Source organism: Chryseobacterium sp. 22532 (assembly GCF_052044665.1).
GTDB classification, from domain to species: Bacteria; Bacteroidota; Bacteroidia; order Flavobacteriales; family Weeksellaceae; genus Chryseobacterium; species Chryseobacterium lathyri.
The window spans coordinates 201483-222748 of the sequence record NZ_JBQENJ010000004.1 but is presented as its reverse complement, the minus strand read 5'-3'; the positions used below and the strand labels follow the sequence as shown (position 1 = coordinate 222748).

Sequence of the window (21266 nt, the reverse complement as noted above, 5' to 3'; positions counted from 1 at the left end):
AACTCTTTAACGAAACAATAGATACCACATAGGTACCACACAAAATATTCTATTTTTCTACCAATTCAGTTAATTTCCGTATTATTTTAACATATAATTAATTATTTATGTTAAAAATTAATAAAAACATTAACAATACAGGATATTTACTATTAGTCAGGGCATAATATTTGCAATTAAATATTCACAAACACACCTTTCTAAACTCAAAATATTATGAATGCAGCAGATCTTAAAATTAAAAACTTAGTTGAGTACAAAAATCAGATTTACACCATCACTGAAATATTTCAGGGTAAAGGTCACGATTATTTTGTAAAAATAGAAAATGACATCCACAGCATTTCAGTTCCGGCAGATTCTCTTAAACCCATTTGCATAACAGAGGAATGGCTTGAAAAATTTGGGTTCCTGAGAACCTACAGCTCAAATGAAAGAATCCGTTATGAAAGACCCGAACCATTTATTAAATATGATATTGATTTAAGTTCAAGGAAAATCCTTGAGGGTTTGAAAATATATGGAAACTCCATTAAATGCAAATATATTCATGAGTTTCAGAATATTTTCTCGTGTCTTTTCGGAAAGGAACCTGCAGCTTTTAATTTAGGACTGTTAAAGACAGAGTCTTAGTTTATTATTATGTTGATTATAAGGAAACCGCTGCTCTTTTTTGCAGCGGTTTCTTATTTTATACCGTCTTATTATTCCCGAAGCCCTGTTCTTTTTCTTTTTGTGCCTGATGTTCCAGCAGTTGTTTTTGAAGCCGTTTTTTTTTAGCATTTTCGCGCTGTTCTTTACGGAAATCCCAGGGAGAGACTGCTTTTTTATCCTGCCAGAGTCCTAGTTTTTTATTTTTTGCCGTTTCCTGCATTTTTCCCAGATCAGCATTTTTAGAATAGGAATAGTACCACCATCCATACCCGGCTTTTATAATTTCTGCGGAAAGATATTTTCCATTGTCATAGTATATTTTAGCTACTGAACGTCCATAGCGGTCTTTATTGGTTTCTATAAACCTGATCTGCTTTGCAAAAACCTGATCTGAGGTAAACTTTTTCGCATTTTTTCCAAATGGCTGCCGGTTTTCGGGGCAGTCTACCTCTGCCAGCCGAAGTTTTTTCTGTACATTTCCGTCCAGTAAGACCGTAATTGTATCTCCGTCTGAAATCCCAACTACTTTAGCTGTTGTTTGTGAGAAGAATAAAAGAGGAAAGCACAGTAGTGCCGAAAGAAATATTCTCATGATGCGAAATTATGTAATTTATTTCCAAACCCCCTTACCAGACGAAGTTTTTTTATTTAATCCACTCTGAAAAAACAAAAAGTATATGAAGTGCTCAGAATTACCGCTCAATAAAAAAGGAGGCTAATTGCCCCCCTTTTTCTGTATCAATGATCTATAAACTTCTTTATATTAATTTTGTGTTTTTTTAAGTCGAGTTTAAGAAGTTACTTAAAGATCATTCATACCTAATATTGTTTCATCATTTGTGTTCTAATAAAGTCTACCGTTTGTATTAAAAAACTTTTTCAGTTAATATATTCCGTTTGGTAAATTTTATTAGGACAAAGTAACAACATTAAGGAATAATATTCTCTGTAATTAGCGTCGATATATATCGATAAAGCCATAGATGTTTTTCAAATAAAAGTTTACTATCCTGGCATTACCCCAATAAAAAAAGGAGACTATTGTCTCCCTTTTTTATGTATAAAATGACCTACAAAGACCAAGCCTGCTTCTCTATATTAATTTGTGTTTTTAATAATCAGCTTTCGAGAAGTTTCTTCAAGGCCATGCATACACTTATATTTATCTCATCATTTATGTGTGTGTTATAAAACTTACCGTTGTACTAAAATCAGAAAGTATCTTTGGTTAATTTTACTGAGACAAAGTAACAACATTAGGAGGAAATATTTCTTATAGTTGACATCGATATATATCGATAAAGCCATAGATGTTTATCGATAAAATGCTTTAACGGGGAAGAAATGAGGAACGGATCTTAGAAAATCCTATATTTTGTGATGAGTATTGATGAGATCGATCAATTCGACAAGGTTTTCTATTTTTAATTTATCAAAAATATTCTTCTTTATGGTGCTCACAGTATTCTGTTTTATATCCAGATCATTTGCAATTTCCAGGTTGCCATATCCTTCTGCATACATTTCTGCAATCTGCAGCTCTCTTTTGGTTAAACGGCTAAGCGGGTTGATTAAATCCGGATTCTGAACCAGCTGCAGCATCAGGTTACGGGAAAGCGGAGAGAAATATTCTCCCTTATGTACAATATCTGAAATTGCCTGTCTTATTTCTTCTTCCTCACTTAATTTGCTTACATATCCGCTGGCTCCGGCTTTAATAAATTTCAGCACATGCAGATCTTCTTCCAGACCTGTGAAGACTAAAATTTTAATATCCGGATTCACAGCTTTCATCAATGGTAAAACATGGAGACTGTTGCCGTCCGGAAAATGAGCATCAATAATAGCTATTTCCACTCCTTTTGACTGTACCAGCTCTACGATCTGCTGTGATGATGAGGTTTGATAAACTTTAGAATTTGGAACAATTTCATCGATGAGAATCGCAATTCCCTGGCGAACGATACTGTGATCATCCGCTAAAAGAAATATAATCTCTTTATTTTCAGTTGGTGCTTCCATGATGATTAATGCTTAAATTTATTCTGAATGTTACCTTTGTCCCTTTATGCAGCTTACTTGAAACTGATATTTCTCCATTAAACAGCTCTATGATTTCTTTGCATAAATTCAATCCCAATCCGGCCCCGAAATTATCAATCTTATCAGAGATCATCCCCTGATAATAAGGTTCAAAAATTTTCTCCAGATCGGAATCTGAAATTCCTACACCGGTATCCCCTACTGTTGTGATCAGAGAAATGGTATTTTCATCTACTTTCTCAGTTGCCATAGAAAGATCGATCTGTCCGTTTTCTGTAAACTTGTTGGCATTTCCCAGGATATTCATAAATATCTGGTTAATTTTTATATTATCTGAATTTACAACTAAATCCGCAGGAATTCTGTCTGTTACCAGAAATTTATTGTTCCTTGTTTCTATATAAGGCGTAATGGCTGTTACAATAGACCCTATCTCATCCTTAAGATTAAAGACGGTTTTCACCAGTCTTTTCTCAACTTCCTGGTTTTTTGTGTATTCAAGAATTTGGTTGGATTGTATAAGCAAGGTGCTGTTGGTGAACTTTATTGATTTAAGGTAGTCTTTGGTGGTCTCATCTTTTGTGGTCCTGTTGATCTTATCAATAAAGATATTGATAATCTTCAGAGGCGACATCAGCTCGTGGCTCAGCATTCCAAGAATTCTGTTTTTGAAATTAAGACTCTTTTTAATCTCCTTATTCGCAGCATTAAGCTTCATTTCGTATATGAATGCTATTCTTGTAAAATACATAATCAGAATGGATACAATAAACATTAAGACCATTAATCCCAGTACGAGATAGGTCCTGATTCTGTTGTTCCTGGAGCTCTGCTTGTTATATTCTTTTTCTAAATCGGATTTAAATTCTTTAATAGCTTTTTCGTAAACATTGATCAGTCCGTTGCTGTATACCAATAATTTACTGAAATTACTGTAGAACTTTATATTTTCACGCTGGCTTTCAGCCATGGATTGCTGCTTCTGAACTGTAGAACGCTGAATTTTTTTAACCTCGGTGGTATAATATTTATCCATAGATTTCGCCAGGCTATCCATCCTAAGTTTTATTTTAGAAAGATTAGCCGGCTTTTTATTGGTCATGGTAATCACGGTACTTTCCTTTTGTACATCTACCTTACCTGATATTGCGTCTTTTAAACGCCCCATGAGGCCTTTCTTTTTGATGGTATCTGAATAGGTTTGGGTTTGTATGTTCAGATCTTCAAAGTCGTCCATGTTTTTATACCTTTCCAGCTCGTAATGCTGATCCGGGATGATTGTTACAGGCGGTTTCAAAGAATATTGATATACAGAGTCTATAATCGTCTGTAGCTTTACAATTTTCAGAGTATCTTTTTTTTGCTTTGCCAGTTTATTTTTCAGTCCCAGATTTGTATCTCCATAATCATTTATTTTTTCGAAATTGCTATTTAATCTTTTAAGAGATTCAAAGTATAGCTTCAGATCTTTGTCATCCTGGCTGATCACATACTTTTGAAAGTAATTCTGTGCATCCATGAAATCTTTCCTCGAATTATCCGTTAAACCGCCCAATGCTTTACTTTCGTCCAGTTGATTTTTAATAAACTGAAGCTTTTTTTCATTGACAAATTCGTTGTAAAAAAATATGGCTATAATAACCTGTATCAACAATATGCACAGGATTAATGAGTAATGAACAACTTTTCTCAATTTAAAATCTAAGAATTTATATTTCATATCTTTTTATCAGCTAAAATAGTTTTCTGATTATCTAAGTCTGCAGGTATTAGTTTTTAACGCCATCATCACATTACCAAAATCATGCTAATGTCTATATCATTCCTTTGGCAAAGTTAAAGTAATTTTTGTCTTCTCATAACAGTAAACAGGTGATAAATACAGAGAACTAATTTTATTTGAAATTACAAAAATCTAAGAAAACTCCAGGATTTCATTCAGTGTAAGTATATTTTCCTGTTCAGACACACATATTGAAAACAATAATCGTTAGTTTTTTCTAAGTACATAATTTTTCATGGTAAAAAAAATGTCAATTTCCATGTTATACATAATTTTAATAGGCTTTACAACCCCTGAAATGAAAATCAATCTCAAGATGGGCAATATACATTATAATTCGGAATAATTATTCTAACTTAACATAAATTTCTGCTATGAAAATTCTGTCATTTGTGTTTTTTTTATTTTGCTTTTTATATGTTCCGGCACAAAAGCAATACAGTTTGGAACTCAGTTTTGTGACTGACAGCAATCAACGTGCGCCCAATGTTAGCGTGATCTTCATTAAAGATACCAAAGAAGGCGGTATTATAGTTGAGAAGGCTACCGCTGACAATAAAGGTATTTTAAAGCATACAATTTCTGAAGATTATTTTGATGAAAACGGCTTACTGATTATCGAAGCCTCATATTATAATCAAGATATCTATTATTTTGATTATCATGAGAAGCTTTCAAAAAAACAGTTTCCTTTCAGGAAAACGGTTGTCCTGGAACATATTGTTCCGCCGACCCTAGAAGAAATCAACAAGATGAATCCGCCGCCTCCACCACCTCCCAAAGCTAATTAACAAGAATAGAAAACTGTTAAATACCTGAAACCAAAAAACTTAAATTTCTGTCAACCGAAAAATAATACAGACAATACTCTATTTTATTTTTTTTGCCAAATGTTAAAAAAAAACCTTTTATTGATATTGTTTTTACAAATTCAGTAATAACTTTGCCGTACCATTAAAATAAAAAGATTTGTGCAAAAATATACTTCCGCTTTTCTGTTCTTCTTTTTTTTCATTATTTACAGCCAACAATATAACATTCAGTCATATAATACAGACAACGGGCTTCCACAGAACAGTGTAAAAGATATTATTAAAGACAGATATGGTTTTATATGGCTGACCACTGAAAACGGAATTGTAAGGTACGATGGAATGAAATTCCTGGTTTACAGGAATCTTCCGCTAAACAGTCAACGGTTTAGGTATTTTTACGGCTCCCCCGAAAAAGACAGCATCTATACTACAGCAGATTACGCAAAAACCGTGCTTATACACCAAAAGTCCCCTAAGGTAATACGCTCCATAAAAAAGAATTCGCATTTTATATTTAAAGACCACATGAATTACTTTTTATATAGCTCCAATTACACTTACACTACATCGCCAGGCATGAATCTGTATTTTCCCCTTAAAGAAGGTACCTATTTTATAAAGCAGAACTCTCTTCAATATATAGATGCCACTTCTAAAAAAGAAGAGAATCTAAATATCAAGGCATTCTATAAGAACATTGCAAGAATCTTTGTAATTGATAAATCAGTGTTCTTTATTGATTATCAGTCAAAAAACATTCAAAAAATAGAAAAGGGAAAAATCGCTGATTATTACCATGAGCCATTACTGACGGACATCCATAGCAAGGTGTACTGGAGCCTGATTAATAATCAGGTTTTTATCATCAATAAAAACAGCATTTACAGGTGCCAATATGAAGGAAACACATTAAAAGTAACAAAACTTGTACAGCTTGATGATATTGCAAAAAATATCATCAGCATATATTATGATACAGTTTACAAGAAGCTTTATCTGGGAAGCAGTACCAACGGCCTGCAGATTATCAGTTTTCCAGATTTTGTTACCATCCAGAGACCCCCTTCAAAACCTGAATCTGTTTTTTATAATACTTTACCTTACAGTCATTCTTCAGTTATTACCACTTTCGGAGAGATCTATGACCGTAACGGACTTGTAGAAGACAAAAAATTTAACAGTATCGTTCCATTCTTCATGGCTTATGATGAGAAAAGAAACATCATTGCGCGTAAGGCAAGCGATCTGATAACCTATCAGAAAAAATCTTATTATACGAAAAGTACTTTTAAAAAAAAATTCGATTTAGTAGACTTCTTCTCCGATGCCCAGAGGTATTATGCCCTAGAACTGCAGCCTAAAAAAAGTGGAACTCCCGCCTACAGCGGATTCCTTCTGATCTATGAGGACCTGTCTTTCAATTCACTGAAAAAAAAGTTTTTTTTTAATAATGAGCCTGTCAAAGCCTTGAAGTTTGATGAAGAACATATATTGGTAGGCACTACAAAAGAACTGTACAAAGTATCATTAAAAACCAATAAAATACTCCAGCTAAATCCCGGCAACGAGCTGTCAATCCGCAGTATTATACAGTCAAAAGACGGTAATTTCTGGATCACCACTTTAGGGAAAGGCTTTTATCTGCTGAAAAACAACCGCCTGATCAAAATGCCTTATGATACCAACAACAATATTTCTTCTTCACATACCATTTTAGAGGATTCACGCGGATTTTTCTGGATTCCTACCAACAACGGACTTTACAGAGTTCCGGAAAGCCAGTTGCTTCAGTATGTTCGGAATAGGAAATTAAAAGTCAATTATTACCGTTTTTCAAAAGATTCAGGTTTCAAAACCAACGAATTCAATGGCGGTAGTAATGTATGTGGTAACAGGCTAAAAAATGGAGAATTTGTACTTCCTTCTTTAGATGGTCTGGTTTTCTTCGATCCATTGAAAGTAAAAAGCTATTATCCCGGAAACGTTTATATAGAAAGGGCCGTTATCGATAACAAAGAACAATATTTCGATAAAATACTCAATTTAAAACCAGAATCCAATCGTATTGATATTTTTATTGATGTTCCCTATTATTCAAACCCCGACAATCTAATTATAGAAGCAAAGCTGAGCGGAATACCCAACGCCAACTGGGAGCCTATAGGAAAAGACGGAAAATTTTCCATTTCAAACCTATCTTACGGAAATCATTCTTTCGTAGTGAGAACACTCATTTCCGATAAGGGAGAATACATTTATAAAAAAATACATATTATCATTCCGCCTTATTTTTATCAGACGGTATGGTTTAAAATATTTCTTTCGTCCATAATCCTGCTGCTGCTGTACTTTTTGGTCAAGTGGAGAATACATTTCCTGGAAAAGAAAAACCATGAACTGGAAGAAATTATAAACTCACGCACAAAAAGCCTCTCTGATACCGTAGAAAAACTAGAGATTACAAAAATAAAACTCCATAAAGAAATTGAACAGCAAAAAAAACTCATCGGAACGATTACCCATGACATTACAACTCCGGTAAAGTTTATTGCACTCACCGCAAAGGAAGCTTTGAACAGGAATGGCTTTAATGAACAGCATCGTGAAAAGATCCTTAACTCTATTTACAAATCTTCGGATCAGTTATATAATTTTACTATTACCCTGAAAGAATATGCGGATATCTATACGCATCACCGGTCTGATAAAACAGAGCTTTACTCTCTGCATAAGCTGATAGAGGAAAAGAAAATACTTTTCAATGCCATCGCAGAGAACAATAACACCCTCATCATCAATAATGTAGACAAGACATTATGGGTCTGGATCAGTAAGAATATCTTGTCTGCAATTGTTCATAATCTACTGGATAATTCTGTAAAGTTCACAAAAGACGGCTTCATCACAATAGAGAGCCATGCGGAAGGAAACACCATTACCCTGTTGATAAGAGATACCGGAATTGGGATGGACGAAAAGAAGATAGAATATTATACAAAGCTTCAGGACAATATTGAAAATGAAAAATTATTGCTGCAAAAATACGGGATGGGACTTCACCTTGTTTTACAGCTTCTGCAAATGATAGAAGGGAAAATTGTCTTTAAAAAAAATAAATTAAAAGGAACTTCATTCAAACTGATTTTAACGAATAAAAAAAATGATTAAGAATATTCTTATTGCTGATGATCACGACATTGTTCTGGTAGGTACAAGCATGATTTTAGAGTCACGGATTCCGGGGGTCGTTATAGACCAGGCTGAAGATTATCCGCAAGCCCTTGGAAAAATTTCAGAACGGAAATACGATCTTGTTATTCTGGATATCAATATGCCGGAAAGCAAAAATAAAAAAATGATCACCGAAATTAAGGCGTTGGATCCTGCAATAAAAATACTGATATTTTCGGCTTATGAAGAAGAAGTGGCCGTACAGTATATCAAAGAAGGTGCTAACGGATACATCAGCAAGCTCAGCAAATCTGAAGAAATCTCGGATGCCGTAAACAAAATATTTTCTGAAGGCTTTTATTATCCTCCATCTATTGTACGGCAATTGCTTCAGAAATCTCCATTAGATTCTATAAAAAATCTATCCACGAGAGAGTACGAGATTTTTATTTTAATGGTAGAGGGCAACGGCAATTTAGAAATTTCCAATAAGATGGGGATACAGATGCCAACGATCAGCACGTATAAAAAAAGGATCCACAATAAATTAAAAACCAAGAACCTAGCCGACCTTATCAAATTATATCAAACTTATATTTCCTGATTCATAAGCCTTTTATAAATCACAGCATGTAGAAAATTTTCTACATGCTTCTTTATTTTATTCTACGAAACACCCTCTTTTCTGTAGTAATATTTCTATATTTTTACATTATGAATAAAGATGTTTAAAATTTTTAAGCAAAAAACATGCAAATTCATAATTTTTTAAACATTAAGTAACATATAATTAACCCATTATAAAATAATTTCATTATGTAATACATAGCAAATTAAGATAAAAGCTAATCTGTAAAACTGAAATAAAACTGAAAATAATGCTAAAAAAAATTACAAAATTAGGACAAATAGTGGGGCTGGTGACTTCATCTGTCATTTTTGCACAATCTGGAAATGTAGGAATAAATACTCCAAATCCGGGATCTACAATGGATGTCAATGGTTCTATAGCTGCCCATTATCTTGCAGTAACTGCAGCCGTTTACAATTTAAATTCGTCGGATTTTCATGTCTCTTATAATGGTACCGCCAATGCGGTATTCAATCTTCCGGCAGCCATCAGCGGAGTGGGAAATTTTAAGGGACGAATGTATACGGTCAAGAATAATACAAACTTTACCATAACGGTAAATTCTGCTGCCCCGGAAACCATTAATGGAAGTGCGAGTATTACAGTACCAGCGAATCAAAGTGTTCAGCTAATTAATACAGGACTTACAGGAGCTGCAGACACTTGGGAAATTACAATAGCCAATAGTGCAATAACAGCGAGTAATGGTCTCTCCATGTCGGGCACAGATGTTAAATTAGGAGGTACTCTATCCCAACCCACTAATATTGCTACTGCCGGAAATAACCTGAGTGTCAACGGAACCGGAAAAGTTTTGATCGGAACCAATACGGTACCTGCCGGAGCCGCCAATTCTAAAATCGTTATAGATAATGGAACTACTAACGGTGCGCTACAGATTAAAGACGGTACAGAGCAGCTGGGGTATGTACTGACCAGTGATGCTGATGGATTGGCCACCTGGTCTTCTACGGTTACCACTGCATTTGCCAACAACTGGTCAACCTATACAGGCACATTAACCAATCCTTTTACAAGTACAACAGGTGTAAATACTCAAGCCACAGGAACCTCAGTTGTGATTCCTGCAAAAGGATGGTATTTTTTCCGTGCAGGAATTACTATACAGTCAAATTGTAACGACTATTCATTCTATATTAATGGAATTGGAGACATTTGGAGAACATATTGTAATGTGGCAGATGTTCAGATGATGTCTCCCCGGGACCAAAACCGGGTACTTTATTTTGCAACACCGGGAACTTATCCCATTATAGCTACCAAAACCAATGCTGTAGTACCAAGTGGATTTAATATTGGCAATCCTGGCTTCTATGTAAACTTTGTAAAATTCCAAAATTAAGGAAACCACAATAACCATGATTCTAAATACATAAAGCTGAAAATTGAACTGCTGCAAAATTCCCTCATTCCTGCAGCAGTTCATTTAAAATCAACTCTCCCTTATCAAACTAATAATTATTTATTTACCTGCTATTTATTCATTTAATCTTATTAATATGAAAAAAATGTTTTTCCTGCCATTAATGGCCCTTTTAAACAGTAGTCTGATGTATTCTCAATCCGGAAATATAGGCATTAATACCAGCGATCCGGGCAGTAAGCTAACCGTTAATGGCTCATTTGCTGCAACGTATAAAACTACTGGAGCAAGCGGTCCTGTTGACGCCAATGATTACTATATAGCCTACACTGGCAACAGCAATGGTACTTTAACTCTACCCGCCGCTGTAAGCGGATCCGGCAATTTTATTGGAAGAACCTACCATTTCAAAAATACCGGTACCGCAACATTATCTATTGCCGCCAGCGGAGCAGAGCTCATTGACAATCAAAGTGGTGCAGGAGTAGCTTCTGTCAGCGTACCTCCGGGTTACTATGCCTTTTTTATAAGTAAAGGAACAGTTACCGATACAACATGGGAGCTTATTTTACTCTCAAGCTCCAGCAATCTGCCCGCAGCAGCGTCCACTTATGCTTTTTCCACCATAAGCACTACAACAAGACAGTCACTTCCTGCTACAGCCAGCGGACCCTTTATCAACGCAGAAATTAATTATCCTCAAGGAACGGTCATCAATACAGGAAATGTAATGAATACAGCCAATGGAAGGTTTACAGCTGCTACCAGCGGATATTATATGTTCTACGGCTCCACCCAGTTTGATAATGGTGCGCTTGCAGGTGCTCCCAATTTTGCCTGGGCTATATTATATCTTGTAAAAAACTTCAGTACCACTCCCAATAATATATTGGTCCAGTCTTACCAGTCGAACCCCGGCATATTGGTAGGAACCAATGTTTCATGCATCACCTATCTGAATGCCGGAGAAACCGTGAGTATGGCTTCAGCAGCAGCTGTAACCAGCGGGACGACTTACCAGGTAGTGGTAAGTTCATTTTACGGTTACAAAATTGCTAATTAAACTGCACAATATTATATAAACTAGTCAATCCCCCTCCTATCATTACATGACGCCATACATGATGAGAAAGAAAACAATTTGTTCCCAAACAAAAGGGGGATTCTAGTTTATATTTATGATTGAAGGATGTTATCAATAAATTGTTACTCAGGCATTGGAATTAAGAACCTACTTATCTGGAGACTTTAGAATCAGGCTTAGAGACTATCTTCATTATTTTTTTGTCCTGCCCAATACCGGACATAGTTATTTTTCATAAATGTTTAACTGTAAGCGAAAAAGCTATTGATTAGTAGTTATTAAAAAGTTAAATTTCTATTTTACTTTGATTGTTTTAAGCTTCTGAGTAAATTTGTAAAAAATAAAAATAAATGAACTATACACTTGAGCTTAATACTCAGGATGCTTACTCTACAATTGTTTTTAACACAATCGTATTTGACTCGTTCAAGGTTAATATAGTTGAAAGATATACAGGGCGAATGAATTTCCAGCCAAAACTATCATATGCTTTATTTAAAGTCAGAACCCTGGATAATGAAATTATTAAAACAAGAGACGGCAATGGAAGAGTCAAAATTAAAGGAGACCATTTTGAAACTTACCAGAAACTGACAAAGGTCCTGAATTCTTATGCCTATAAAAACAAACTGATGAATGTAAAAGAAGCTCAGGAGGATTATGTCCATTTCATTTTGAGCTTAGTCATCGTTAATTATCAGCTTAATTAAATCTTTTATTTCCAAATGATTATCCCGGATACTGATAATCATTATTGATTTATATACTTTTTAATACCTGCCTTATGGATAATAAAACTGTTCTGGAGAAAGCCAATGCTGCCATATCAATGGGGGATCATGAAACCTTTCTTTCGTATTGCAGCGAAAATACAAAGTGGGTATTTATAGGAGATCAGGTTCTTTCCGGGAAGGAAGAGGTACGGAAGTATCTGGCAGATGCCTACAGAGAGCCTCCCAAGTTTGATGTAGAATATATGATAAGTGAAGGAGATTATGTAACAGCAGTAGGTGTAATAAGCCTGCTGAACAAAGACAACCAATGGACAGACTATGATTACTGTGATGTATGGAGATTCCAGGACGGAAAAATGGCAGAGCTGAGAGGCTTTGTTATCCAGAGATAATTCTTCAGCCATTCTAATGAATTTTGATAGCATTCTGAAAAATAAAAGCTCCTCTAATGACAGAGGAGCTTATTCTATACGTACTATATATTATTTTACGGCATTCTTTGCTTTTTCAGATTCCATTAAATGATGCTCCAAAGTGGGCAGTGTTTTGCTCGCAAAAGATTTTAATGATGCCTCCTTACCTTCTGAGGCCTGTTTTTTAAATTCTTCTACGTCTTTTTTATGATCACTCACCATCAGATCGGTATATTTCTTATCAAATTCAGCACCTTTTTTTGCTTTCAGATCATCATATTCCTTCTGTTTGTCAGCATCCAGGCCAGTTGGCAGCGTGTAGCCTGCTGTTCCAGCCCATTTTTTGAGCTCGTCATTGGCTTTACTGTGATCTTTTACCATCATTTCTCCTAATGCTTTTACTTTTGCATTAGTAGCATTAGTGGCTGCAAGCTGACCCATCATTACTTCCATCAGGCCTCCTTTTGCTGCAGCATCTGCAAATTTCTTGTCCTGATCACTCAGAGAATTTGTAGTAACCTTAGTATCAGAAACTTTGGTAGAATCAGTAACCGTCATTCCAGACTCAGCAGGGGCAGATACAATTTGCTCATCTGTAGATTTATTTACAGATTTGGTTTCAGTTTTTTTGCAGGCTATCAGTGCAGCAGCTGCAAAAAGTGTTAAAACAAAATTTTTCATAATAATAATTTTAAAGTGATGATCAATAAATACAACAATTTATTTGCCAAAATTCATATTTCTGCGATGCCAATCCGTTTATAAACAGCACTTAATAAGTCTTTTATAATCAAACTGAACTTACGATCTTCTACAAATACAGTTTATAATTTAAACTGAATCTTGCGGTAGAAAAACTTCCAACCCTGAATGATAAATTAGCCGACCAAAAGCTTTGAATAAAGAATATAAATTTTTTGTTTAATATTAATATCCAGATTTTTAGCTATTTAATATCGGTATTTGTATTTTTGATATATTTGTCATGTACAACCTATCAGTTTTAAACCTAAAATATTATTGTTATGAAAAAACATTACTATATCATAGCTTTTTTTCTGCTTTCTTCTATCGCTGGTGCCCAGTCATTCACCGTTGAGCAGAAAGCCCAATTTAACAAAAGTGAAACCATACAGTTGATGACAGGCGGCAAATCAACAATTAAAGGGCAGGCTTTTGCTAAAGATAATCAATCGGGCATCAGAGGAATTGCAGTTCTTAACATCAACAAAAGACAATATGCACCTAAAGGAACGTCTATTATTGTAATGCCACAAACTGCCTATTTTAAAGAATGGCAGGAAGTAAGCAAAAAGTATGAAAAGGAAGGTAAGATAGTAGAACTGCACAAAGAGGCCAGAGCCTGCATTAAAGTAATACAGGTAAAGGATGATAAAGGCAGCTTCGAGATCAATAATCTCATGCCCGGACAATATTTACTAATCACAGGGTTCAACTACATACAGGATAAACAGCAGACTTATACCTTGGGTTATGAGAATACCTATATCAATAATACTCTTCAAAGCTCAAGAGAAATAGAGGGGCATCATTACTTTAAGATTCTTAGTGAGGCAAACATCCGAAAATCCGTTACCATTAAAAAAGATGGCGATGTGGAAGACGTCAATTTAAGAATGACTCTTTAGCCAATATTAAGTCAGTAGGCTGGAATCTAAACTTTCACCCACACACTTACAGATTGTGAATTGACCACAAATCTGGCTTTGCCATTTTCATCTGTTTCAATTGGGTCTTTTCTTTGCCCGGTAAAATCCCTGTATACGGAATTTGCGTTTTCTTTTCCAAGCTCAATATCTTTATAGCCGTCTTCGCTGTTAGATAGGATCACAATGCAGCCGGGATATTCAGTATTCCCTTTTCTGACCCACGCAATGCAGTTGGGATGATCAAAATAGCTAACCTGCTCGCCATAAGCAAACTGCTGCCGCGCTTCAAGCAATTTAGGCAGAACTTTCACCTTTGGCATAATGATTTTTATTTCTTCACCATCTTTCGAATCCGTATATTCTGCTCCGAAAAGATCGGGATAAAAAACACAGGGATATGCCTCTTCTGACAATAAAATAACAGCGTAAGCCAGAGGCTTGAACCAATCCTGTACAGCTGATTCTAAAGCCTGTAACTTCTGCGTATCATGATTTTCAACAAATGAAACGGAAAAGACCGGTTTTTTCTCCAGAAAACTGCCTTTTAAAATCTGGCTGAGATCATAATTTTCCCTCTCCTTTGATGCTTCAAAAAAATTGTAATGGAGAGGTGCATCAAAACAGGAGATCATATCATTAATCTTATCAGAAAAATCAGATATTTTTCCAGATTCCGACTTCCAGAATTCGCCCAAAATATAACAATCCGGATTCAATTCGGTTTTTATATAGGTGATCCATTCCTGTAAGAAATCAACGGAAATATGCTTCAGGGCATCCAGGCGCAATCCATCCACATGGGTGGTTTCCAGATACCATTTGATCCAGTTTTTCATTTCTTCGACGACGTAAGGATTACGGTATTCTACATCAGCTCCCATCAGATAATCATAATTTCCGAACTGGTGGCTTACCGCCTGGTTCCATGCTGTTCCGTATTCATTATGGATTTTGAAAATTCCTTTTATTTCTTCATGATCTTTCTGAATAATGTCTATTCCGCTAAAACAAGTATAATCCCAGATAAAATCCGAATACTTTCCGTTCCGTCCCGGGAAAAGGAATTTCGTAAATACCTTTGCACTGAAAGGTTCACCAATGGTTTCATTCCGGTTTTCCTCATTGACCTGCTGTACGGTAACAGTCTCACCTTCGTCTCCCCCCATTCTGTGATTCAGTACAATATCGGCATAAACGGATATGCCAGCTTCGTGGGCTTTTTTAATAGCGGACAGGTATTCATCTTTGGTTCCGTATCTTGTGGGAATACCTCCTTTCTGATCAAATTCTCCCAGGTCATACAAATCATAGGTATCATATCCTCTGCCCTCCTGCCCTAACACACATTTTGTTGCAGGTGGAAACCACACTGCTGTAAATCCCAGATTCCTAAGATACTCACACTTTTCCGTAAATTCATTCCATAAATTTCCTTCATGATACCAATGAAAGAATTGTATAATAACTCCATTCATATTTTAATTCGGTTTTCTGTTAAACATTAAAAGCTTTATTTATACTGATAATTGCTCAAAATAGATCAGGAATATGATGCACCATAGTTTGCATCCTGTCTGTTCCAGCAATACTAAAAAACCTCCCAAAGAATGAAAGGCAAAGTGTAGCGTTTTAGATAGTATACATGCATAATCATTTACAAATCTAAGGTGTATCCTTCACCAGCATCATGATTAAGATCATAAAACATCATATTTCGGTGAATTTTAATTAATATTTTTATGATTATAATCATAATTCAATAATTTGGGATTTATTAAATTTACTTATCAATTCTTACTGCTATTATTTATTAAAATTTAACTGATCAGCTAAGTATACAGCTCGAATCCATCACTGAAACATTTTCGGCCCATACCGGGACCAATCCTATTATTAATAACTTAATTAATTCACCATGAAAAAAAAATTTACTCTCCACTATTACAAGAATTTTTTCCTGCTGTTTTTCATATTTCTGTTTTATGCAGGGAAAGGTCAGATTGGAATTGGAACTCCCACTCCCAATGCAAGTGCTATGCTGGACGTAAGTTCCACAACCAGAGGAATGCTGGCTCCAAGAATGACAACAGCCGAAAGAAATGCGATAGTAGCTCCCGCCGATGGACTCCTGGTTTACGATACTACATTGAAGCTATTCTATTATTACATAAATTCTACATCATCATGGGCTCCGTTGGCAAGCAGTGTGACTGAGAGAATTAACTTTAAACGCATAAAATCTACTGATGTACTGAATACAGTTTTAGCTGAAGAACTTGCTGCCGGGGGCGGTGGAAAATATCTTATGGACGCTAATACACTGTATGAGATCAATGGACAGGTAACATTTGATTTGCCCATTGATATTAATAATTCTTACATAACCGGCCATGACAGCAATAATGACATTATCCGGAGAACTTCGGGCAATATTTTTGAGGGAGCCACGGGCGGGAGCATCAGAAGCTTAACCCTTACAGCACCAGGCGGAAATGTTTTCAATTTAAACGGATCTCCTGCTCAAAACCTTATATTCCGGGACTGTGTTGTTGCTAATTCCAATACTGTTGGAACTGTTTCTGGCTTTGGGCTGGTATTTTTGAGCATCATTCAATTTACAGGAAACAGCAACGGTATCACCTATAACAATATAACACAGCTGTTACTCAGTAATATAGGTTGGTTTGGCAATAATTCCGGGACTTATGAGCGTTTGACGGGTACTTTTACATTGATAGAAAAACAAGGCGGATTCAGCCAGGTAAATGGATCTGCCACAGGATTTGATGTATCAACATCCGGTCTTACAATAACCGGTGATGCTGTTATGGAATCTGTCGTTTTTACGGGAACCAATACTACAGGTTATATCAGGCCATATGCTACAGGAACCTATCCCGGGTATAATTTTAACAATAGCTGGACGGTAAGAGCTGCCGGAATACCTACTGAAGCCGACACCAATGCTGTTGGAGATTTTTCTGTAGACTATCCTGTAGGAACCGGCATTGGTGTCAGTTTTACCAACAATGCAAACCCCAGCAATATTGTAAAGATCGGTACTGCATCTTCAGTTTCCACCTCATCCAATTTATTCAGGTTTTCAACAGACGGTGTTCCCAACAGATTAAGATATCTGGGCAAAAAGAAAAGAATTTTTCAAATAACAGGATCAGTTTCTTTCCAGGTTCCCGCAGCAGGAACTTATATCATATATATTGCCAAGAACGGAACTGTTTTAAGTCAATATAAAGTGTACGGACGAGGATCATCTACCAATGATATTGTTGTACTGCCAATAAACGGAACTACTGAGCTTCTCAATAATGATTATGTTGAAATATTTGCTCAGCGGTATTCAGGCTCTAATGGTGACATTGTGGTTCCGAATATGACGATCACAATCAAGTAATTGAAATCAATTCTATGGTGGATTTCAGTCTATAAAAACCGTCATTATTCTGCAAATAATTAAGAGTATAAAAAATTACATTTCAATACGATACAAAAAAGCTGCAATCAGTCAGATTACAGCTTTTTTATTATTCCGGAGTTTCCTGTAGATTAAAAACCGTCCCTGCCGGATCAGTAATCCAGTGCATATTTTCAGGAAGCTCCTCAATTTCGTCACAGGTTTCCACACCATTTGACTGCAAATATTTTGTCGCTTCATCTATATTGGGAACGGTAAGCTGTAACCAAGTTTCAGAATGGGTATAGTTGTCCACACAATCCAGCCATATAATATTGTTGCCGAATTTTACTTCATGCGTCCGGGAAACGGTAGGATTGTTAATAGGCTTTTCTTCAACATCCAGCTTTAGAATATCCCTGTAAAAAGCAACTGTTTTTTCATATTTATTTTTCGGAATTTTTATAGCTATATTAATTCCTGCTTCAAATTTTGTATTCATTTTAGAATTTCCAAGAGTTGTAAAGTTATTCTTTGATCAAAAATTTTACAGTTCAATATCACCTGTTATAATCTCCCCATTACGCTTGTAATTGGCTATAATCACTCCTTTTGATGTCACATGGCTTTCTGTTAAGGCAAAGGCTGCCGGAACCGTATCACTGTCAAATAATCTTTTCCCTTTACCCAGGACCAACGGATAAATTTTGAGTCGAAGCTCATCTACAAGATCATGCTTTAGCAACAGGTGAATAAGCTCACTGCTGCCCCAAACCTGAAGATCAGGCCCTTCCGATTGCTTTAGCGTCTGTATATCTGCCAGGCTTTTGAGGAAAGCTGTATTTTTCCAATCTGAATTTTCAGTGGTTTGAGACAGGACATATTTTGTCCCCTCATTAACAGCCGGCCAAAAATCAGCATGGTCCGGCCAGTAGGATGAAAAAATATCAAATGTTTTTCTCCCCAAAAGATAGTCGGCGGGCTTCATCTCTTCCTGCATGATCCGTCCAAAAAGCTCATCACCATAAGATACTGTCCAGCCACCATATTTAAAGTCTCCGGAAACATCTTCATCAGGACCGCCAGGTGCCTGCATAACACCATCCAGCGTAATCATTGATAAAACAGTTATTTTTCTCATTTTGATAAATTTATTATTTCAGTTATGGTATTACTTTAAAAAACTGTCCAGGTAGCTCAGGATCGTTGCATTTTGCATCATCAGGCTGACATGTCCCTGCCCGGGAACGATTGCCAGCTGAGATTTTGGCATAGAGCCAAGGTCGGCAGAAATGCCACCTCCCAATAATGTATAGGTTTTTGCCAGCTCAACTTTATCCAGTCCGTCATTGTCACCGGAAATGATTAAAACGGGTGCCGAAATTTTAGAAATATTGGAATCGCCTAAGTCAAAAGGCTGTTTGGCAGTAGCAATCATCTGCTCCAAAAATTTTGTCCATTTTGTTTTATCTGGTGCCACAGCGTCATAGGCCGCCTGCATAGGGCTGTTTATAAAAAGATCAGGTTTCATCCCTTTAAAGGCGTTATTTACTTCGGGTATCCAACCGGTATTTTTATAGGTTGCAGAAATAATCACCATCTTGTTTAATCTTTCAGGGCTTTGTATAGCAAACTGGTAAGCTACAGCACCACCAAAACTATATCCTATTACATCTGCTTTATCAATTTTCAGCTCATCCATGACTCCTTTTACATCAGCGGCTAATGTAGCGTGTGATAATTTGCGGTCTGAAAACGGCGTGTGTCCGTGTCCCTGCAATTCTATGGCAATTACCTTCCGGTTCTTCGACAGCTCCGGAATCAATTGGCCCCAATTCATATCAATGGTCATAAAAGCACCATGCAACAATACAACAGGTTTACCTTCCCCGTAGACTTCATAATATACTTTGATGCCGTTAACAGGTACATAGCCACTAGCAGACGGTTTTACTTTCTGGCCGTATAACGGTGATGCTGTAAGCATAATAATCACCAACGCTAGTAATGGCTTTAGGATTCTGAATAAATTTTTCATAATGTTATTTGGATTTAGGTTAATTAAAACTTTTATCCAAAATTAATAAGTCATCACGAAAGCTAACTTGCCACAAGACAAGATTTTATCTGATGAAGTCATTTTGGGTGGATACATTAAAAAATTATTTCTAAACATCTTATAAGCCTCATATTTTCACCTGGCTTAAAAGAGTTTAAGGTAAAAGTATTAACACCAAAACGCTTATTGAAGATAAACATTTTATAAATAATTACACCGAATTGAAGAAAATTTATTAATTTCGGACAGAACTAAACCTTATTTTTATGAAAAATTTAAAGAAAATCGAAAGACAGGAAATGAAGTCAATTACAGGGGGTATTAACTGCCCGGGTGGTCAGCTATGCTTAATCAGCGGAAAATGGCAATGTATGCCATACGATGGATGTGGCGGTGGAAACCAGCCTTAAGTTTAACCCAAATTACTTTATTATGAAAAATTTTAAGAAAATTTCAAGAGAGCAGCTGAAAAATATTAATGGCGGAGCATTAAGCTGCTCCCAAGCATGCTGCCCACCTCCGGGAATAAAAAGATGTCCGTGGGTTATTTGTGTAGCACCGTGTGATATATTGAGTTAAAAAGTAAACCACTTTCTGAATACTATACTTTTCAGAAATAATAAAAAAGCCTTAGAATCGTTGATCCTAAGGTTTTTTTGTAGGAGAAGGCCTCTATAATTAAAGCTCCTGCCCTATTGTATTTATCTTTCTACAGATATTTTTAATAAAGGTTTGTGTATAATTTTTTTAAGTACTGCAATCCATATTGTAGAAAATAAAAGTGTAAGGCAAGTGATGTCATGTTTTATCTTAAAAAACATATCGTATCGATATGCAGGTATGTCTGCTTTATACTGATTTGATAATTTTCGCAGGAGTGCCGGCCACAACTGTGTCTGCAGGTACATTTTTAGTTACGACAGCACCGGCAGCAACGACCGAATTCTCCCCTATGGTTATTCCCGGAAGAATGATGGCACCGGCACCAATCCAGGCATTTTGTTTAATATGAATTTTCCCCGGCACTAAGGAATGTCTTTCAGCTGAAGGTAAAGGATGGCCTTCGGATAGCATGCTTACTTTAGGTCCTATCATTACATTGTCTTCTATAACAATACCGCCTAACGTTAGAAAAGTACAATCAAAATTGATAAATACATTTTTACCAATCTCCAAATGTTTGCCATAGTTGATATAGATTGGCGGAAATATCGCTACAGTCTCATCAATGGCTGTATTGGTAATTTCGCTTAGCATTTTTCTTATTTCTTCAGGATTGGAAGAAGCATTAAGCTTTTGTAACCAACTGATCGTAGCATAAGAGTTATCTCTTAAATCTTTTATCTGTGGATGCTGAGGGGTTACGGTCGTTCCGTTTTTTAACTCATCAAAAATTGTATTGCTCATATTTTT

General features: G+C 35.9%; 21 protein-coding genes. 12 read left to right on the top strand and 9 right to left on the bottom strand.

Going from position 1 to position 21266, the window contains the following annotated elements; translation table 11 throughout:
- Window positions 1-216: 216 nt before the first annotated feature.
- On the top strand, window positions 217-633 hold the full coding sequence (locus ACTJIV_RS12320; RefSeq protein WP_223559715.1) for a hypothetical protein: 417 nt from the start codon (window positions 217-219) through the stop codon (window positions 631-633).
- 58 nt (window positions 634-691) lie between these two features.
- Here ACTJIV_RS12320 and ACTJIV_RS12315 read toward each other — a convergent pair whose 3' ends face one another.
- The 3 genes from ACTJIV_RS12315 to ACTJIV_RS12305 all read right to left on the bottom strand — a co-directional run bounded on the left by ACTJIV_RS12315 (window position 692) and on the right by ACTJIV_RS12305 (window position 4417).
- The gene (locus tag ACTJIV_RS12315; protein WP_111952907.1) at window positions 692-1246 is read right to left on the bottom strand and encodes a thermonuclease family protein; all 555 of its coding nucleotides are present in this window, start codon (window positions 1244-1246) and stop codon (window positions 692-694) included.
- Window positions 1247-2022: 776 nt separating this feature from the next.
- Window positions 2023-2676 (bottom strand): LuxR C-terminal-related transcriptional regulator, encoded by a 654-nt coding sequence (locus tag ACTJIV_RS12310; protein WP_111952904.1) that lies wholly within the window; start codon window positions 2674-2676, stop codon window positions 2023-2025.
- Window positions 2660-4417 (bottom strand): sensor histidine kinase, encoded by a 1758-nt coding sequence (locus tag ACTJIV_RS12305; protein WP_440627812.1) that lies wholly within the window; start codon window positions 4415-4417, stop codon window positions 2660-2662. Before ACTJIV_RS12305 ends, ACTJIV_RS12310 begins: the two co-directional genes overlap by 17 nt.
- 437 nt (window positions 4418-4854) lie before the next feature.
- Between ACTJIV_RS12305 and ACTJIV_RS12300 the strand changes: the two genes are divergently transcribed.
- From ACTJIV_RS12300 to ACTJIV_RS12270, 7 genes are all read left to right on the top strand, one after another.
- On the top strand, window positions 4855-5271 hold the full coding sequence (locus ACTJIV_RS12300; RefSeq protein ID WP_440627810.1) for a hypothetical protein: 417 nt from the start codon (window positions 4855-4857) through the stop codon (window positions 5269-5271).
- Window positions 5272-5451: 180 nt separating this feature from the next.
- Window positions 5452-8463 carry a sensor histidine kinase gene (locus ACTJIV_RS12295; protein ID WP_440627808.1) on the top strand — a complete coding sequence of 1004 codons (3012 nt, stop codon included), beginning with the start codon at window positions 5452-5454 and terminating at the stop codon, window positions 8461-8463.
- Complete coding sequence (locus ACTJIV_RS12290; RefSeq protein ID WP_111952892.1) at window positions 8456-9070, top strand: response regulator transcription factor; 615 nt, start codon at window positions 8456-8458, stop codon at window positions 9068-9070. The genes ACTJIV_RS12295 and ACTJIV_RS12290 overlap by 8 nt, the downstream gene beginning before the upstream one ends.
- A gap of 274 nt (window positions 9071-9344) precedes the next feature.
- Window positions 9345-10460, top strand: a complete 1116-nt coding sequence (locus ACTJIV_RS12285) for a hypothetical protein (protein ID WP_440627806.1) — start codon at window positions 9345-9347, stop codon at window positions 10458-10460.
- A 157-nt stretch (window positions 10461-10617) separates the two neighbouring features.
- A complete protein-coding gene (locus ACTJIV_RS12280; RefSeq protein ID WP_440627804.1) occupies window positions 10618-11544 on the top strand; it encodes a hypothetical protein in 927 nt (308 codons plus the stop codon).
- A gap of 371 nt (window positions 11545-11915) precedes the next feature.
- Window positions 11916-12275 carry a prevent-host-death protein gene (locus ACTJIV_RS12275; protein ID WP_111952883.1) on the top strand — a complete coding sequence of 120 codons (360 nt, stop codon included), beginning with the start codon at window positions 11916-11918 and terminating at the stop codon, window positions 12273-12275.
- A gap of 74 nt (window positions 12276-12349) precedes the next feature.
- On the top strand, window positions 12350-12691 hold the full coding sequence (locus ACTJIV_RS12270; protein WP_223559723.1) for a nuclear transport factor 2 family protein: 342 nt from the start codon (window positions 12350-12352) through the stop codon (window positions 12689-12691).
- Window positions 12692-12781: 90 nt separating this feature from the next.
- Here ACTJIV_RS12270 and ACTJIV_RS12265 read toward each other — a convergent pair whose 3' ends face one another.
- A complete protein-coding gene (locus ACTJIV_RS12265; protein WP_440627801.1) occupies window positions 12782-13393 on the bottom strand; it encodes a DUF4142 domain-containing protein in 612 nt (203 codons plus the stop codon).
- A gap of 344 nt (window positions 13394-13737) precedes the next feature.
- On the opposite strand from ACTJIV_RS12265, the gene ACTJIV_RS12260 reads away from it, so the two are divergent.
- Window positions 13738-14361: a hypothetical protein gene (locus ACTJIV_RS12260; protein WP_111952874.1), complete on the top strand. Its 624-nt coding sequence runs from the start codon at window positions 13738-13740 to the stop codon at window positions 14359-14361.
- A 26-nt stretch (window positions 14362-14387) separates the two neighbouring features.
- On the opposite strand, the gene ACTJIV_RS12255 is transcribed toward ACTJIV_RS12260, so the two are convergent.
- A complete protein-coding gene (locus ACTJIV_RS12255; protein ID WP_440627799.1) occupies window positions 14388-15857 on the bottom strand; it encodes an alpha-amylase in 1470 nt (489 codons plus the stop codon).
- Between the two features lie 440 nt (window positions 15858-16297).
- Here ACTJIV_RS12255 and ACTJIV_RS12250 point away from each other — a divergent pair, with 440 nt between their 5' ends.
- A complete protein-coding gene (locus ACTJIV_RS12250; RefSeq protein ID WP_440627797.1) occupies window positions 16298-17794 on the top strand; it encodes a hypothetical protein in 1497 nt (498 codons plus the stop codon).
- 130 nt (window positions 17795-17924) lie between these two features.
- Here the strand turns inward: ACTJIV_RS12250 and ACTJIV_RS12245 are convergent, their stop codons facing one another.
- From ACTJIV_RS12245 to ACTJIV_RS12235, 3 genes are read right to left on the bottom strand one after another with little or no spacing between them, the layout of a single operon-like run.
- Window positions 17925-18296: a VOC family protein gene (locus ACTJIV_RS12245; protein ID WP_111952865.1), complete on the bottom strand. Its 372-nt coding sequence runs from the start codon at window positions 18294-18296 to the stop codon at window positions 17925-17927.
- A gap of 45 nt (window positions 18297-18341) precedes the next feature.
- On the bottom strand, window positions 18342-18935 hold the full coding sequence (locus tag ACTJIV_RS12240) for a dihydrofolate reductase family protein (protein ID WP_223559727.1): 594 nt from the start codon (window positions 18933-18935) through the stop codon (window positions 18342-18344).
- 30 nt (window positions 18936-18965) lie between these two features.
- Window positions 18966-19832 carry an alpha/beta fold hydrolase gene (locus tag ACTJIV_RS12235; protein ID WP_440627794.1) on the bottom strand — a complete coding sequence of 289 codons (867 nt, stop codon included), beginning with the start codon at window positions 19830-19832 and terminating at the stop codon, window positions 18966-18968.
- 287 nt (window positions 19833-20119) lie between these two features.
- On the opposite strand from ACTJIV_RS12235, the gene ACTJIV_RS12230 reads away from it, so the two are divergent.
- A complete protein-coding gene (locus ACTJIV_RS12230) occupies window positions 20120-20263 on the top strand; it encodes a bacteriocin-like protein (RefSeq protein ID WP_157963349.1) in 144 nt (47 codons plus the stop codon).
- On the top strand, window positions 20235-20432 hold the full coding sequence (locus ACTJIV_RS12225) for a bacteriocin-like protein (protein WP_440627792.1): 198 nt from the start codon (window positions 20235-20237) through the stop codon (window positions 20430-20432). The genes ACTJIV_RS12230 and ACTJIV_RS12225 overlap by 29 nt, the downstream gene beginning before the upstream one ends.
- 270 nt (window positions 20433-20702) lie before the next feature.
- Here ACTJIV_RS12225 and ACTJIV_RS12220 read toward each other — a convergent pair whose 3' ends face one another.
- Complete coding sequence (locus tag ACTJIV_RS12220; protein WP_440627790.1) at window positions 20703-21260, bottom strand: sugar O-acetyltransferase; 558 nt, start codon at window positions 21258-21260, stop codon at window positions 20703-20705.
- Window positions 21261-21266 lie beyond the last annotated feature (6 nt).

What these genes read in the sequence shown, in the direction of transcription:
- ACTJIV_RS12265 (WP_440627801.1), bottom strand. Translation starts at nt 13,393, where the DNA reads ATGAAAAATTTTGTTTTAACACTTTTTGCAGCTGCTGCACTGATAGCC.
- ACTJIV_RS12250 (WP_440627797.1), top strand. Translation starts at nt 16,298, where the DNA reads ATGAAAAAAAAATTTACTCTCCACTATTACAAGAATTTTTTCCTGCTG.
- ACTJIV_RS12320 (WP_223559715.1), top strand. Translation starts at nt 217, where the DNA reads ATGAATGCAGCAGATCTTAAAATTAAAAACTTAGTTGAGTACAAAAAT.
- ACTJIV_RS12255 (WP_440627799.1), bottom strand. Translation starts at nt 15,857, where the DNA reads ATGAATGGAGTTATTATACAATTCTTTCATTGGTATCATGAAGGAAAT.
- ACTJIV_RS12275 (WP_111952883.1), top strand. Translation starts at nt 11,916, where the DNA reads ATGAACTATACACTTGAGCTTAATACTCAGGATGCTTACTCTACAATT.
- ACTJIV_RS12310 (WP_111952904.1), bottom strand. Translation starts at nt 2,676, where the DNA reads ATGGAAGCACCAACTGAAAATAAAGAGATTATATTTCTTTTAGCGGAT.
- ACTJIV_RS12290 (WP_111952892.1), top strand. Translation starts at nt 8,456, where the DNA reads ATGATTAAGAATATTCTTATTGCTGATGATCACGACATTGTTCTGGTA.
- ACTJIV_RS12315 (WP_111952907.1), bottom strand. Translation starts at nt 1,246, where the DNA reads ATGAGAATATTTCTTTCGGCACTACTGTGCTTTCCTCTTTTATTCTTC.
- ACTJIV_RS12235 (WP_440627794.1), bottom strand. Translation starts at nt 19,832, where the DNA reads ATGAAAAATTTATTCAGAATCCTAAAGCCATTACTAGCGTTGGTGATT.
- ACTJIV_RS12260 (WP_111952874.1), top strand. Translation starts at nt 13,738, where the DNA reads ATGAAAAAACATTACTATATCATAGCTTTTTTTCTGCTTTCTTCTATC.
- ACTJIV_RS12225 (WP_440627792.1), top strand. Translation starts at nt 20,235, where the DNA reads ATGGATGTGGCGGTGGAAACCAGCCTTAAGTTTAACCCAAATTACTTT.
- ACTJIV_RS12220 (WP_440627790.1), bottom strand. Translation starts at nt 21,260, where the DNA reads ATGAGCAATACAATTTTTGATGAGTTAAAAAACGGAACGACCGTAACC.
- ACTJIV_RS12280 (WP_440627804.1), top strand. Translation starts at nt 10,618, where the DNA reads ATGAAAAAAATGTTTTTCCTGCCATTAATGGCCCTTTTAAACAGTAGT.
- ACTJIV_RS12240 (WP_223559727.1), bottom strand. Translation starts at nt 18,935, where the DNA reads ATGAGAAAAATAACTGTTTTATCAATGATTACGCTGGATGGTGTTATG.
- ACTJIV_RS12300 (WP_440627810.1), top strand. Translation starts at nt 4,855, where the DNA reads ATGAAAATTCTGTCATTTGTGTTTTTTTTATTTTGCTTTTTATATGTT.
- ACTJIV_RS12245 (WP_111952865.1), bottom strand. Translation starts at nt 18,296, where the DNA reads ATGAATACAAAATTTGAAGCAGGAATTAATATAGCTATAAAAATTCCG.
- ACTJIV_RS12270 (WP_223559723.1), top strand. Translation starts at nt 12,350, where the DNA reads ATGGATAATAAAACTGTTCTGGAGAAAGCCAATGCTGCCATATCAATG.
- ACTJIV_RS12305 (WP_440627812.1), bottom strand. Translation starts at nt 4,417, where the DNA reads ATGAAATATAAATTCTTAGATTTTAAATTGAGAAAAGTTGTTCATTAC.
- ACTJIV_RS12230 (WP_157963349.1), top strand. Translation starts at nt 20,120, where the DNA reads ATGAAAAATTTAAAGAAAATCGAAAGACAGGAAATGAAGTCAATTACA.
- ACTJIV_RS12285 (WP_440627806.1), top strand. Translation starts at nt 9,345, where the DNA reads ATGCTAAAAAAAATTACAAAATTAGGACAAATAGTGGGGCTGGTGACT.